This window comes from Bradyrhizobium sp. CAR08 (assembly GCF_052871955.1).
Map to the genome: position 1 here is coordinate 81,929 of NZ_JBIXJX010000004.1, position 13,966 is coordinate 95,894.

Annotated in this window: 10 protein-coding genes; 5 read left to right on the forward strand and 5 right to left on the reverse strand. The window is 65.0% G+C overall.

From position 1 onward, the window contains the following. Positions 1–40: 40 nt before the first annotated feature. Positions 41–2,056: an acetyl-CoA carboxylase biotin carboxylase subunit gene (locus ACIPUD_RS10220; RefSeq protein ID WP_446480504.1), complete on the reverse strand. Its 2,016-nt coding sequence runs from the start codon at positions 2,054–2,056 to the stop codon at positions 41–43. Between the two features lie 172 nt (positions 2,057–2,228). Then, positions 2,229–3,299 carry a zinc-binding metallopeptidase family protein gene (locus ACIPUD_RS10225; RefSeq protein ID WP_446480505.1) on the reverse strand — a complete coding sequence of 357 codons (1,071 nt, stop codon included), beginning with the start codon at positions 3,297–3,299 and terminating at the stop codon, positions 2,229–2,231. A gap of 215 nt (positions 3,300–3,514) precedes the next feature. On the opposite strand from ACIPUD_RS10225, the gene ACIPUD_RS10230 reads away from it, so the two are divergent. Beyond that, positions 3,515–5,992 (forward strand): PAS domain S-box protein, encoded by a 2,478-nt coding sequence (locus ACIPUD_RS10230; RefSeq protein ID WP_446480506.1) that lies wholly within the window; start codon positions 3,515–3,517, stop codon positions 5,990–5,992. Between the two features lie 286 nt (positions 5,993–6,278). Continuing rightward, positions 6,279–7,529 carry an arsenic transporter gene (locus tag ACIPUD_RS10235; protein ID WP_446480507.1) on the forward strand — a complete coding sequence of 417 codons (1,251 nt, stop codon included), beginning with the start codon at positions 6,279–6,281 and terminating at the stop codon, positions 7,527–7,529. A gap of 9 nt (positions 7,530–7,538) precedes the next feature. On the opposite strand, the gene ACIPUD_RS10240 is transcribed toward ACIPUD_RS10235, so the two are convergent. Beyond that, the gene (locus tag ACIPUD_RS10240) at positions 7,539–8,903 is read right to left on the reverse strand and encodes an MFS transporter (protein ID WP_085351341.1); all 1,365 of its coding nucleotides are present in this window, start codon (positions 8,901–8,903) and stop codon (positions 7,539–7,541) included. Between the two features lie 25 nt (positions 8,904–8,928). Then, positions 8,929–9,693, reverse strand: a complete 765-nt coding sequence (locus ACIPUD_RS10245) for a GntR family transcriptional regulator (protein ID WP_446480508.1) — start codon at positions 9,691–9,693, stop codon at positions 8,929–8,931. 179 nt (positions 9,694–9,872) lie between these two features. On the opposite strand from ACIPUD_RS10245, the gene ACIPUD_RS10250 reads away from it, so the two are divergent. The 3 genes from ACIPUD_RS10250 to ACIPUD_RS10260 are packed head-to-tail and all read left to right on the forward strand — an operon-like array spanning position 9,873 to position 12,909. Next, a complete protein-coding gene (locus ACIPUD_RS10250; protein WP_446480509.1) occupies positions 9,873–11,072 on the forward strand; it encodes a mandelate racemase/muconate lactonizing enzyme family protein in 1,200 nt (399 codons plus the stop codon). Positions 11,073–11,083: 11 nt separating this feature from the next. Beyond that, positions 11,084–11,851, forward strand: a complete 768-nt coding sequence (locus ACIPUD_RS10255; RefSeq protein ID WP_446480510.1) for an SDR family oxidoreductase — start codon at positions 11,084–11,086, stop codon at positions 11,849–11,851. A 26-nt stretch (positions 11,852–11,877) separates the two neighbouring features. Beyond that, on the forward strand, positions 11,878–12,909 hold the full coding sequence (locus tag ACIPUD_RS10260; protein ID WP_446480511.1) for an L-idonate 5-dehydrogenase: 1,032 nt from the start codon (positions 11,878–11,880) through the stop codon (positions 12,907–12,909). Positions 12,910–12,922: 13 nt separating this feature from the next. Here the strand turns inward: ACIPUD_RS10260 and ACIPUD_RS10265 are convergent, their stop codons facing one another. Beyond that, entirely contained in the window at positions 12,923–13,795 is an 873-nt protein-coding gene (locus ACIPUD_RS10265) for a DUF2380 domain-containing protein (protein ID WP_446480512.1), read from the reverse strand. Positions 13,796–13,966: the final 171 nt, after the last annotated feature.

Below are 13,966 nucleotides of genomic sequence, written 5' to 3' on the forward strand. Positions count from 1 at the left end.
GCCGCGCTTCGCGCGGACCCGGTGGCTCCTCGCAATGACGTTACGCAAACTCCAAAATCAGCGCATCCACCGCAAGCGTCGCGCCGGCGCTGGCGTGGATCTTCTTTACGGTGCCGTCCTGCTCGGCGCGCAGCACGTTCTGCATCTTCATGGCTTCGACCACCGCGAGCGTCTCGCCGGCCTTGACCTCCTGCCCTTCGGTCACCGCGATCGAGACCACGAGACCGGGCATTGGACAGAGCAGCTTCTTGCCGGTGTCGGCAGCCGTGGTCACCGGCATCAGCCGCGCCGAGGCAGCTTCCGCTTCGGTCCAGACATAGACCGGCACCTCGACGCCTTGATGCGCGAGGCGGATGCCGTTCGCGATCGGGCGCACCTGCACCGCGACGATGTGCCCGTCGATGGTGCCCTGCCAGACCGGATCGCCCGGCTTCCACGGCGACTGCAACAGATGCGCATTGCCGGTCCTGCCATCAGCATCGACGAAACGCACCGCGACCGCCTCGCCCTCGCGCGCGATCTCCAGCAGGATCTCCTGGCGGTCGAGCCAGACCGCACGGCGACGCTCGCGCTGCACGATGCGGCCGCCCATCTGACCCGAGATCTGCCGCTTGCGTTCGCCGAGCACGTGATCGATGGCGGCGCCGACTGCGGCGAGCCGTCGTGCGACCTCGCCTTCCGGCACGCGGACAGCAAAGCCCTTCGGAAATTCCTCGGCGATGAAGCCGGTGGAGAGCCGGCCTTCGCGCCAGCGCGGATGATGCATCAGCGCCGACAGGAACGGGATGTTGTGGCGGATACCGTCCACGTAGAACGAGTCGAGCGCGGTGGCCTGCGCCTCGATCGCGGCGACGCGCGACGGCGCGTGGGTGACGAGCTTGGCGATCATCGGATCGTAGTGGATCGAGATCTCGCCGCCCTCCTGCACGCCGGTGTCGTTGCGCACGGTGATGCCGTCCTGGCTCGCTTCCGCCGGCGGACGGTATTTCACCAGGCGCCCGATCGAGGGCAGGAAGTTGCGGAACGGGTCCTCCGCGTAGAGGCGCGACTCCACTGCCCAGCCGGTCAGCGTGACGTCCTTCTGCGCAATGGCGAGCTTCTCGCCGGCGGCGACGCGGAGCATCTGCTCGACGAGGTCGACGCCGGTGACCAGCTCGGTGACAGGATGCTCGACCTGGAGGCGCGTGTTCATCTCCAGGAAGTAGAAGCTCTTGTCCTGCCCCGCGACGAATTCGACGGTGCCGGCGGAGTCGTAATTCACCGCCTTGGCGAGTGCGACCGCCTGCTCGCCCATCTCGCGGCGGGTGGCTTCGTCGAGCAGCGGCGACGGCGCTTCCTCGATGACCTTCTGGTTGCGGCGCTGGATCGAGCATTCGCGCTCGCCGAGATAGATCACGTTGCCGTGCTTGTCGCCGAGCAGCTGGATCTCGATATGGCGGGGATCGACGATGAACTTCTCGATGAAGACCCGGTCGTCGCCGAACGAGGCCTTGGCCTCCGCCTTGGCGAGGTTGAACCCCTCGGCGACCTCGGAGGTCGAATGCGCGATGCGCATGCCCTTGCCGCCGCCGCCAGCGGAGGCCTTGATCATCACGGGATAGCCGATCTCGTCGGCGATCTTGACCGCGTGCGTGGCGTCCTCGATGACGCCGAGATAGCCGGGCACGGTCGACACTTTTGCCTTCGCGGCGGCCCTTTTGGATTCGATCTTGTCGCCCATCGCCGCGATCGCGCCCGGGTTGGGGCCGATGAAGACGATGCCGGCCGCCTCTAGCGCGCGCGGAAACGCCTCGCGCTCGGAGAGAAAGCCGTAGCCGGGATGCACGGCCTCGGCGCCGGTCTTGCGGCAGGCCTCCACGATCTTCTCGATCACCAGATAACTCTCGGCCGCAGCCGGCGGGCCGATCAGCACGGCCTCGTCGGCCATCTCGACATGGAGAGCGTCGCGGTCGGCCTCGGAATAGACCGCGACCGTCTGAACTCCCATGCGGCGAGCGGTCTTGATGACCCGGCAGGCGATTTCGCCGCGATTGGCGATCAGAATGCGTTTGAACATGCTTTTCTTGAGTCTCGACCTTGGGCGGGACCCTTCCCTGGCCGTTGGAGCCTATGGGACGGGCCGTGTGGCTCCCGTGGTACATCAAAATAGGCCGGAGGCAACGGTCAAAATCCGGCCCCTCTGGCGTACCAGCGCAAGACCGAAACGGGCCTGGCAGGCCCCGGACGGCCTACGGCTTCCCGGCCTTGACCACGTCCCGGACCAGGCCGTGAATGAAGCCGAGCTTGTCGACGACGACCGGCGAGAGGATGAACGGATAGAGGTCGCGCATGCCCATGGCGCGGTTGACGCTGTTCATGGCGAAGGTGAAGGGCAGCCATGCGTTGACGATGGCCTCGACGTCCCTCGCTTCGTACGGGTTGAAGCGGATGCGCGTCGTCAAATCCCCGTCGCGGTCCACCTTGGGCCGCACCTCCATGCCGAACTCGCTGGCCATCTCCAGGGTGTCGACGATGTGAAGATAGTGCGCCCAGGTCTCGGCGAAATCTTCCCAGGGATGCGTAGTCGCGTAGGCAGAAACGTAGTTCTGCTGCCAGTCCGGCGGGGCGCCTTCGGCATAGTGGCGCTGCAAGGCCTGGCCGTAATCGGCGGAATCGTCGCCGAACACGGCACGGCATTCGTCCAGCTTGCCGCCGTCGCGCACCAGCACGTCCCAGAAATAGTGCCCGACCTCGTGGCGGAAATGCCCGAGCAGCGTCCGGTAAGGCTCGCCCATCTCCAGCCTGCGCCGCTCGCGCTCAATGTCGTCGGCCTCGGTCAGCGCGATCGTGATCAGGCCGTTGTCGTGGCCGGTCAGGACCTTCTGCCCGCTCTGCGGATCGTCGGCGAGGAAATTGAAGATCAGGCCATGTTCGGGATTGTCCTGCCGGGTCTGGAGCGGCAGCTTCCAGCGGATCAGGGAATAGAACAGCCGGTGCTTCGCCATCTCCAGCTCGCGCCAGCCGGCGAGTTGCGCCTGATCCGACAGATCCGGCACGACGCCGTTATGCCGGCAGGCGCGGCAATAGCCGGTGGTATCACCTGCATCCGTCAGCCAGTTGCAGGAATCATATTCGGCATTACGGCACGGCATGCGTCCGCTGCCCTTGTCGGCGAGCGTGGCCCAGACCTCTCCGTCGGGCTCGATCGCCGACATCGTCTCCTTCTCCGGCAGGAACGCGACCCGATGGCCGCAGCGTTCACAGGTGCGGTTCTCGAAATAGAGGACGTTGCCGCAGGCCTGGCAGACAAAAAGCTTCAAGATTTAGCCTCTTCGGAAAGGGAGCTTTTGGGAATGACAGTTGTGGCGCCTCGCGGATACGCGCGCGGCGGGCTCATCGTTCCAATGTTCGGAACAAATAGCCAGACTTGGCGTTCGCTCATGCCCACCATACTGCATCCGGCGACGCCTTTCTTTCCATATTCCCTTTGAGCAATGGCCATCGCGCTACGTCTGTGTGAATATCGGTCCGCCACGTGCGCTCTCGCATCACAACGGCCAATGCCTTGAACGATCCCTTGCCCGAGACCATCGCTGCCGAAAAGCTGCGCCAGCACCTGGAAGATGTTGCGCGCGAGCGCGACAACGCCTATCGCGCGCTCCAGGAGCGCGAAGCCGAGCTTGCGCGCATCCAGCGCATCGGCAAGGTCGGCGGTCTCGAAGTCGACTTCCGCGAAGGCTTCAAGAACCGCCGTTCGCCGGAATATCTGATGCTTCACGGCCTGCCGCCGGAAGCTGCCGACGAGTCGCACGAGGACTGGATCAATCGCATTCATCCCGGCGACCGGGACGCTACGGTGAAGCACTTCATCGAAGCGCTGTCCGGCAGCAGTGAGGACTATACCGCAGAATACCGCATCATCCGCCCCAGCGACGGCGAGACCCGCTGGATCCGCGTCGTCGCCAAGATCGAGCGCGACGGTGGCGGCCGCGCCCTTCGCCTCGTCGGCGCCCATATCGACGTCACCGACCAGATGCTGGTGCGCGAGACCCTGCGGGAGAGCGAGGAGCGCTTCCGGCTGATCGCTGACAGCGCGCCGGTGCCGATCTGGGTCACCAAACTCGACCGCACACGGTCCTTCGCCAACCAGGCCTATGTCGATTTCGTCGGCCTGCCCTACGACCAGGCCATTGCCTTCGACTGGCGCAAGGTGCTGCATCCGGACGACCTGCCCCACGTGCTACAGCAATCCGTTCAGGGCGAAGCATCACTCAAACCGTTCGTGCTGGAAGCCCGCTACAAGAACGCCGCCGGCGAATGGCGCTGGCTGCGTTCGGAATCGCAGCCGCGCTGGGACCCGACCGGCAGGCATATCGGCTTCATCGGCGTTGCCCATGACATCACGGTGGCCAAGCAGGCCGAGATCGAGCTCCGGCAGCTCAACGAGACGCTGGAAGAACGCATCGCCGAGCGCACCGCCGAACTCGAATCCAACGAGGCGCGGCTGCGCGCCATCCTGGAGACCAGCAACCAGTATCAGGGCCTCGTCAATCTCAGTGGCGAGCTGCTTTACGCCAACACGACCGTGCTCGACGCCATCAAGGCGAGCCCTGCGGATGTGATCGGAAAGCCGTTGTGGCAGACGCCCTGGTTCAGCACGACGGACGGCATGAGCGCGCGGGTGCGCGAGGCCTTCGACACCGTGCTCAAGGGCGAAGCCGTGCGGCTGGAGATGCGCCTGCGCCTTCCCATCGGCGAGCGCGATTTCGAGTTCGGCATGCGCCCGGTGCTCGACCGCCACGGCAACATCACCGGCGCGGTGCCCGAGGCTGTCGACATCACCGAGCGCCGCCGCGGCGAGGAAGCGTTGCGGCAATCGCAGAAGATGGAGGCGATCGGCCAGCTCACTGGCGGCGTCGCGCACGACTTCAACAATCTGCTCACCATCATCCGCTCGGCCACCGATTTCCTGCGCCGCCGCGAGCTGCCGGAGGAGCGCCGTCGCCGCTATGTCGATGCTATCTCGGACACCGTCGAGCGTGCCTCCAAGCTGACCGCCCAGCTGCTGGCGTTTGCGCGCCGGCAGCCGCTGAAACCGCAGATCTTCAATGTCGGCAGCCAGGTTGAAGGCGTGGCGCAACTGGTCCGGCCGCTGGTCGGTGGCCGCATCGAAATTGCGGTGGAGGTTCACGATGGCGACTGCTTCACGGTCGCCGATATCGCGCAATTCGAGACCGCGCTGATCAACCTCGCCATCAACGCCCGCGACGCCATGGATGGCGAAGGCCGTCTCACCATCGCGGTCCGGAAAGTTCAGGGGATCCCCGACCTCCGCACGCAACCGGCGCGCGGCGGCGACTATGTCGCGATCTCCGTTGCCGACACTGGCAGCGGCATCGCGCCCGAGAACATCGAAGCCATCTTCGAGCCGTTCTTCACCACCAAGGAGGTCGGCAAGGGCACCGGCCTCGGCCTCAGCCAGGCCTTCGGCTTCGCAAAGCAGTCCGAGGGCGACATCGCCGTGACGAGCACGCATGGTGAAGGCGCGACCTTCACCATCTATCTGCCGCGGGCGCATAGCCCCGCGACCGATCAGGAAGCCGCGGCGCTGACCTATGAGGCCGCGGCCACCGGGCGCGGCTATCGCGTGCTCGTGGTGGAAGACGACGACGAGGTCGGCCGCTTCTCCACCGAGCTGCTGGAAGACCTCGGTTATGTCGTCCGCCGCGTCGCCAACGCCAATGCGGCGCTCGCCATCCTCGGTGAGAACGAGTTCGCCGTCGACCTCGTCTTCTCCGACGTCATCATGCCCGGCATGAACGGCGTCGAGCTCGCCGGCATCATCCGCGAACGCTATCCAGGCCTGCCCGTCGTGCTCACCTCTGGCTACAGCAACGTTCTCGCCGAGAACGCCGACCGTGGCTTCGAGCTGATCCAGAAGCCGTATTCGGTGGAATTGCTGTCGCGCATCCTGCGCAAGGCGATCACGGCAAAGCCGTCGTTGACGCGGTGAGTGTTATGCTCGCACGAAGCTGCCACAAACTCCGTCGTTGCGAGCGCAGCGAAACAATCCAAAATCTTTCCGCGGAAACAGTCTGGATTGCTTCGTCGCTGCGCTCCTCGCAATGACGGCGCTATCGCGCCGCTCCAACCCAACGGGCTTTTGAACAACATTGTGGACTGAAACTCGGGCCGAGACGCGGCAATCGCAGATAGCCGTCCGCGCTCGCGGGGGGAAGACATCGACATCGGCTTCCGCTATCGCTGCCGAATGAACCGACACATCTCAAGGATCGAACGTGCCGTCTAACGCCATCTGGGCCTGGAGCATCATCGTCGTCGCGACCGCAGGCGTCATCATCCGGCCCTTTCGCCTGCCGGAGGCGATCTGGGCCATCATCGGCGCCAGTGCGCTCGTGCTGTTCGGTCTGCTGCCCTGGCGGGATGCGCTCACCGGCATCGAGAAAGGCGTGGATGTCTATCTTTTCCTGATCGGCATGATGCTGATCGCCGAGCTGGCGCGGCTCGAAGGCCTGTTCGACTATCTCGCAGCGCTCGCCGTAGAACATGCCGGCGGCTCGCCGCAGCGGCTGTTCCTGCTGATCTACATTGTCGGCACGCTCGTCACCGTCCTGCTCTCGAACGACGCCACCGCGATCGTGCTGACCCCCGCCGTCTATGCCGCGACGCGTGCGGCCGGCGCCAAGCCGCTGCCTTATCTCTTCGTCTGCGCCTTCATCGCCAATGCCGCGAGCTTTGTGCTGCCGATCTCCAACCCCGCCAATCTCGTCGTGTTCGGCGCCCACATGCCTGCGCTCACCGAATGGCTGCGCCTGTTCGCCCTGCCCTCGGCGGCCTCGATCCTGCTGACTTATGTCGTGCTGCGCCTGACCCAGCACCGCGCCCTGAAGGAAGAGACGATCGCACGCAGCGTGCCGCATCCAAAGCTCGGCCGCGGCGGCAAGCTGACGGCCATCGGCATCGTGGCGATCGGCGTCGTGCTGGTCACGGCCTCCGCGTTGGACAAGCAATTGGGCCTGCCGACCTTCGTTTGCGGCGTGGTGACAGCCGCAATCGTGCTGCTGCTCAACCGGCAATCGCCGCTCCCCGTGCTGCGCGGCGTCTCCTGGAGCGTGCTGCCGCTGGTCGGCGGATTGTTCGTGATGGTGGAAGCGCTGATCAAGACCGGCGTGATCGGGCAGCTCAGCGCGCTGCTGCATGAAGCTGTCGGACAATCCGTGACGAAGGCGGCCTGGAGCGTCGGCATCGCCACCGCGGTCGCCGACAACATCGCCAATAATCTTCCCGTCGGCCTCGTTGCAGGCTCGGTCGCCACCAGCGATCCCTTGCCCGCACCGGTCGTGAGCGCCATCCTGATCGGCGTCGATCTCGGACCGAATCTGTCGGTGACCGGTTCGCTTGCCACCATCCTGTGGCTGGTGGCGCTGCGGCGGGAGAAGATCGAAGTCGGCGCCTGGCCGTTCCTCAAGCTTGGCATGCTCGTGACGCCGCCGGCCCTGATCGCGGCCTTGGCGGCCGCGATCAGGTAACTTGCGAGATCAGTCGTTCTCGTAGCCGTAGACTTCCGGCAGGATGAAGATTGCGGCAAGCAATCCGATCAGCGGGAAGATCGCGACGAACAGTGTGGCATTCGCCTGCCCAATCGCCGCGAACAACGACGGGAACAGGAAGATCGCGAGGAACGACGGCAGCTTCACGAACATGTAGGCGAAGCCGCTGGCGGTGCCGCGATATTTCGGCTTGGCGACCATGGTCGGGATCGTCATGCAGTTGGAGGCATCCCAATAATGGCCCCACAGCATCGCGGCAGCCGCGAACGGCAGCAGGATCTTGTTGTCGGTGTAGAGCGCGAAGGCCGCGACCAGCAGCGAGACCAGCACGATCGAGAAGCCCGCGATCGAGATGCCGCGGTGGCCGATTTTCGGGGTCAGCAGCGGACCGACCCAGCCCGACACGGCAGCGAAGGAGAACAGCGCCATCGTCACCAGATTGATGCCGAGCACGCTCGACACGCCGACCATCACGAAGAGCACCGGCAGGTAGAACGCGAAGGTCGAGAACTCGCTGGCCTGCGCGAAGCAGGCGATCCAGCCGTAGATCGTGGCGCGCCAGCGGATCGGATCCTTCTTGAGGTCGGCGAGGAAGTCGCGGGTGGACACCTTGGGCACCTCCACGTCATGGTCCGGCAGCATGGCGAGGTCGTCGTTGAACATCTCGCGCGCGACCTGCTTGGCCTCGCGGTAGCGTCCCTTCTGCACCAGCCAGACCGCCGTCTCCGGCACGTCGTGCCGCATGATCAGGATGATCAGCGCCGGCAGCGCGCCGAGGCCGAGCGTCACCCGCCATAGCGTTTCGTGGTTGATGTCGAGCAGCAGGAAGATCACGATGACGCCGATCGTCAGGACCTCACCGACCGCGAACATGAATTGCCAGCGGTTGCCCATGACTTCGCGCTCACCCTTGGCCATGGATTCCATGATGTAGGTGTAGCCGGTCGAGATGTCCGAACCGAGCGGAACGCCGAGCAAGAAGCGGATCACGACGAGCCAGAACACATTGGGCACGAAGGCCTGCGCCAGCGCCAGCACGATGAACAGCACCATCGTCACCAGGAACATGACGCGGCGGCCGATCTTGTCGGAGAGCCAGCCGCCGAGCAGCGCACCGATCAGGGCGCCGCCTTGCGTACCGGCCGCGGCCAGGCCCAGCATCAGCGGATCGGGATTGAACTGCTCCTTGATGAAGATCAGCACGAAGGCGATCGAGTAGAGATCCCAGGCTTCGACCAGGATCGAGGCCATCATCAGCCAGCCGACCTTGTTGCCCTTGGGACTGTAGTTCGTGATGAGGTAGCGGACCGCGGCTTCGCTCGCGGTCGGTTGTGGCATCGCCATCGTCGACATCTTTGGTCCTCTCTTCAAAACTTTCTTACGTGCCAAGCAGCGGCTCGATGCTGCAATCGAGCAGGCGCGGGTCGATCCCGACCTCCATGCCGGTGAACATCTCGCCCATGTAGTCGATCAGTGCATCGCTCGCCTTCACCGCGTCCTCGACGCGGCGGCCGGCGACCGCGGCGAGAATGGCGAGGTGACGATCGATCGTGCCTGACAGTTCGGCCTGTCCCGGCATGAACCGGTGGTGGATGTAGCCGATGCGCCGGTACAGCGTGTGTAACGGCCGTAGCGTGTGCACCAGAAACGGCTCGCCTGCCGCCTCCAGCACCAGCGCGTCGATGCGGCGGTCAATACTGTTGAACTCGTCGAGAGTCAGAGTGGCGCGACGCTCGCGCAAAAGTCGCTCGATGTGCAGCGCCTGATTGCGGTGCGAGAGGCTGGCGCGATCGGCCGCAAGCCGGATCACGAAGCGCTCCATGTCGCGGCGCAAGGCCAGCAGCATGCGTTCGCGTGCCAGATCGATCGGCGCAATGCGCAGACCGTGGCGCGGACGGATGATGATCAACGTATCGGCGGAGAGACGGTTGACGGCGTGATGCACCGGCGTGCGGCCGAAGCCGGTGATGTGCTGCAATTCCAGCATCGTCATGAACTGGCCTGGCTTGAGCTCGCAATGGACGAGCAGCTCTTCGATCCTCTGATAGGCCAGCTCGAAGAAGTTGAGACGGTTGCGCCGGGAGGGCTTGCCCTCGCCGTCGTCATTCCTCACCACCTTGAGCGCGCGCTTGCGCGTTGCCATATCGTCTCTCCCTCAGCCCACGCCGTCGTTGCAGGGCAGCGCCTTGTTGGTGATATCCCTAAAACATGTTGTGATATATTACAAGCCGGCGTAAGACTTGACGCTTGCCCGCACCATGTTGCGGTGCGGAACGACAACAAGACGGCGCTGCGCGCGCCTGCGAGGGGAGGAGTATTGCCGTGAAGATCACGTCGATCGAGACACTGCGCACCGAAGAATTCTCCAACGTCATCTGGGTGCGCGTCCACACCGACACGGGCATGATCGGTCTCGGCGAAACCTTTTACGGCGCCGGCGCAGTCGAAGCCCAGATCCACGACACCTTTGCCGGCCGCCTGCTCGGTCGCAATCCGCTGCACATCGAGGCGATCCATCGCGACATGCTGAATCTGCCCATGGCGCAGTCGTCCACCGGCGTCGAATATCGCGCGGCTTCGGCAATCGACATCGCGCTGTGGGACCTGTTCGGCAAGGTCTGCAATCAGCCGGTACACCAGATGCTCGGCGGCCTCTGCCGCGACAAGCAGCGCATCTACAACACCTGCGCCGGCACCCAATATGTCCGCTCGACCAATATCAGCCCGGTCGCGAACTGGAATCTCGGTGGTTCCAAGGGGCCCTACGAAGACCTCGACGGCTTCATGAACAACGCCGATGCGCTTGCCGAAAACCTGCTGGAGAGCGGCATCTCAGCGATGAAGATCTGGCCGTTCGATCCGGCGGCGCAAGAGAACAAGGGTCTCTACATCTCCGCCGCGCAGATGAAGCAGGCGATCGAGCCGTTCGAGAAGATCCGAAAAGCGGTCGGCGACAAGATGGAGATCATGGTCGAGCTTCACTCGCTCTGGTACCTGCCGACCGCCAAGCAGATCGCACGCGCGCTCGAGCCCTACAAGCCGACCTGGTACGAAGACCCGATCCGGATGAACTCGCCGCAGGCACTGGCCGAATACGCCCGCTGCACCGACGTCTGGGTCTGCGCCAGCGAGACGCTCGGCTCGCGCTTCCCGTACAAGGACATGCTCGACCGCGACGCCATGCACGTGGTGATGGCGGATCTGTGCTGGACCGGCGGCCTCACCGAAGGCCGCAAGATCGCGGCGATGGCCGAGACCTATCACCGGCCCTTCGCGCCGCACGACTGCATCGGCCCGATCGGCTTCATCGCCGCCATCCACATGTCGTTCAGCCAGCCCAACACGCTGATCCAGGAATCGGTGCGCGCCTTCTACAAGGGCTGGTACAATGAGCTCGTGACCACCATGCCCACGATCAAGGATGGTTTTGTCTATCCAATGGAAGGCCCCGGCCTCGGCGTCGACCTTCTGCCCGCCGTCTTCGACCGCTCCGATCTGACCGTGCGCCGTTCCAACGTCTGAGGATTCTTGAGATGAGCACCGCCCTCTTCGATCTTTCCGGCCGCACCGCGCTCGTGACCGGCTCCTCCCGCGGCCTCGGCCGCGCCATTGCCGAGGGCATGGCCAAGGCCGGCGCCAAGCTGATCATCAACGGCGTCGATCACAAGCGTGTCGAGCAGGCCGTCGCCGAGTTTCGCGCCGCCGGCCACCAGGCCGAAGGCGCCGCTTTCAACGTCACCGACGAGCCTGCGATCGTCGCCGCCTTCAACGACTTCGACAAGAGGGGCATCGCGGTCGACATCCTCGTCAACAATGCCGGCATCCAGCACCGCAAGCCGCTGGTGGAGTTCACCACCGACGAGTGGCGCAAGGTGATCGAGACCAACCTCACCAGCGCCTTCGTGATCGGCCGCGAGGCGGCCAAGCGCATGATCCCGCGCAAGTACGGCAAAATCATCAATATCGGCTCGCTCGGCAGCGAGCTCGCGCGTCCCACGATTGCGCCCTACACCGCCGCCAAGGGCGGCATCAAGAACCTGACCCGCTCGATGGCGGTGGAATGGGCCCAGCACGGCATCCAGGCCAACGCCATCGGCCCCGGCTACATGCTCACCGACATGAACGAGGCGCTGGTCAACAACACCGATTTCAACAACTGGCTGATGGGCCGCGTTCCCTCCAAGCGCTGGGGCCGACCGGACGAGCTGGTGGGCGCTGCGATCTTCCTGGCCTCGGATGCCTCGACCTATGTCAACGGCCAGATCATCTATGTCGATGGCGGCATGATCGCTGCGATGTGAGCCGCGAAACGCTGAGGGAGCCAACCATGCGCGCCGTCGTCATTCACGCACCGAAAGATCTGCGGATCGATAGCTACCCCGATGCAGCGCCCGGTCCGGGCGAAGTCCGCGTCAAGATCGCGAACGGCGGCATCTGCGGCTCCGATCTGCACTACTATCATCACGGCGGCTTCGGTGTCGTGCGCATCCAGCAGCCGATGGCGCTCGGCCACGAGATCGCCGGCGTGGTCGCAGCCGTCGGTGACGGCGTCGCGAATGTGAAGCCGGGCACCCGCGTCGCGGTCAATCCGAGCAAGCCGTGCGGCCGGTGCCTGCATTGCCAGGAAGGCATGCGCAACCAGTGCCTCGACATGCGCTTCCTCGGCAGCGCGATGCGCTTTCCCCATGTGCAGGGCGGCTTTCGCGAATTCATCACAGTCGATGCCGCGCAGGCCGTTCCGATCGCCGACAAGCTGTCGCTGGCGGAAGCCGCGGTCGCCGAGCCGCTCGCGGTGTGCCTGCATGCCGGCAAGCAGGCCGGGCCCCTGCTCGGCAAGCGCGTGCTGATCACCGGCTGCGGCCCGATCGGCGCGCTGATGATCCTGGTCTCGCGCTTCGGCGGCGCGGCCGAGATCGTGGTCACCGACGTCGCGGAGGCGCCGCTTGCGGTCGCCAGGAAGCTCGGGGCCAGTCATGCCATCAATGTCGCGGCCGACGCCGCGGCGCTCGATCCGTGGCGCACCGGCAAGGGTGTGTTCGACACGCTGTTCGAAGCCTCGGGCAACCAGGCCGCACTCCGCACCGCGCTCGACGTGCTCAGGCCGGGTGCCACGTTGGTGCAGCTCGGCCTGGGCGGCGAAATGACGCTGCCGATCAACTCCATCGTCGCCAAGGAATTGCAGCTGCGCGGCACCTTCCGCTTCGATCCCGAATTCGAGCTGGCGGTGCGGCTGATGGGCGAAGGCCTGATCGACGTCAAGCCGCTGATCACGGCGACCATGCCGTTCGAGAACGCGGTCGCAGCGTTCGAGCTCGCCAGCGACCGCTCGCAGTCGATGAAGGTGCAATTGACGTTCTGATCGCTGAGCGCTGCTATTGGTTCTCGATCAGCCGGTCACTGACCAGCCGCACGGCGCCCCGTTTCCAGGAATAGTCCGCGCCCAGGCGCAGGCCGCTGTCGCCGCGTGCCAGCACCGCGCCGGTCCTGGCATCGCGCACCTGGAAGCCGAGCGTGTATTCGGTGCGGCTGACCCGCCGCACCACCCCGATCAGAGACTGATCCGCACCGAGCCCTTGCGCCATCGCCGCTTCGCAGCCGCCGCAGTCGCGTAAAGCGCGTGCCTTTACCGCCTCCTCGTTCGCGCTGCCGACATCGACGAGGCGGTAGCGGCCGGATTGGCCAAGGGCATCGCGCACACTGCCGGTCACTTCGGCCAGATAGGATGCATCTGCGGCCGCGAGACCGGCGGCCGGCGCCGCGGTGTTGTCCTCGAGCTCGAATTCGAACACCGCCAGCGCGATCGACGCGGGTGCGCCGAGCGCGGCCATGATCTCGCGGGACACGAAGATCTCGGCACGCTCCCATGATTCATCATTGTCGCCGCGGAAGGTGTAGAGCTTGTCCATCACGACCTTCCTGGCGCCAACGTCGATCACGGCGACCTTGGCCCATTGCACCAGTGTGCTCGTCTTCTGGATGCCGCCGATCACCTTGAACGCCGCGCCGTCCTGGGCCGAGGGCACGAGCCGGTAGCGCCGGTCTCCGCCGATATCTTGCCGGAGCGCAGCCATGAAGGCCGCCAGCCGTCGCTCGTGGGCGGCGGTCTGGTTGGCAGGCTCCGCTGACGTATCGGTATAACTGAAATCGTCCATGGCGACGCCGACGGCAGTCTCGGCACCGAGCGCATAAGCCGCCGGAAGGACGACAAGGAGACAGACTGAGAGGATCAACCGGCGCAGGTGCATAAATGTGCCTCGTATGACGGAGCGGCGCACAATCTGGACGGCGTAATCAGGGCTCGCAGCAGCGCCGGTCCCGGCGATGACCGGGAAAATTTCACGACGGTGCACCGCACTGGCGCCTAGCGGCTTTGCGCTAGGTGCGTTCTGCCGTTTAATGCGGGCGCGACAACCCGT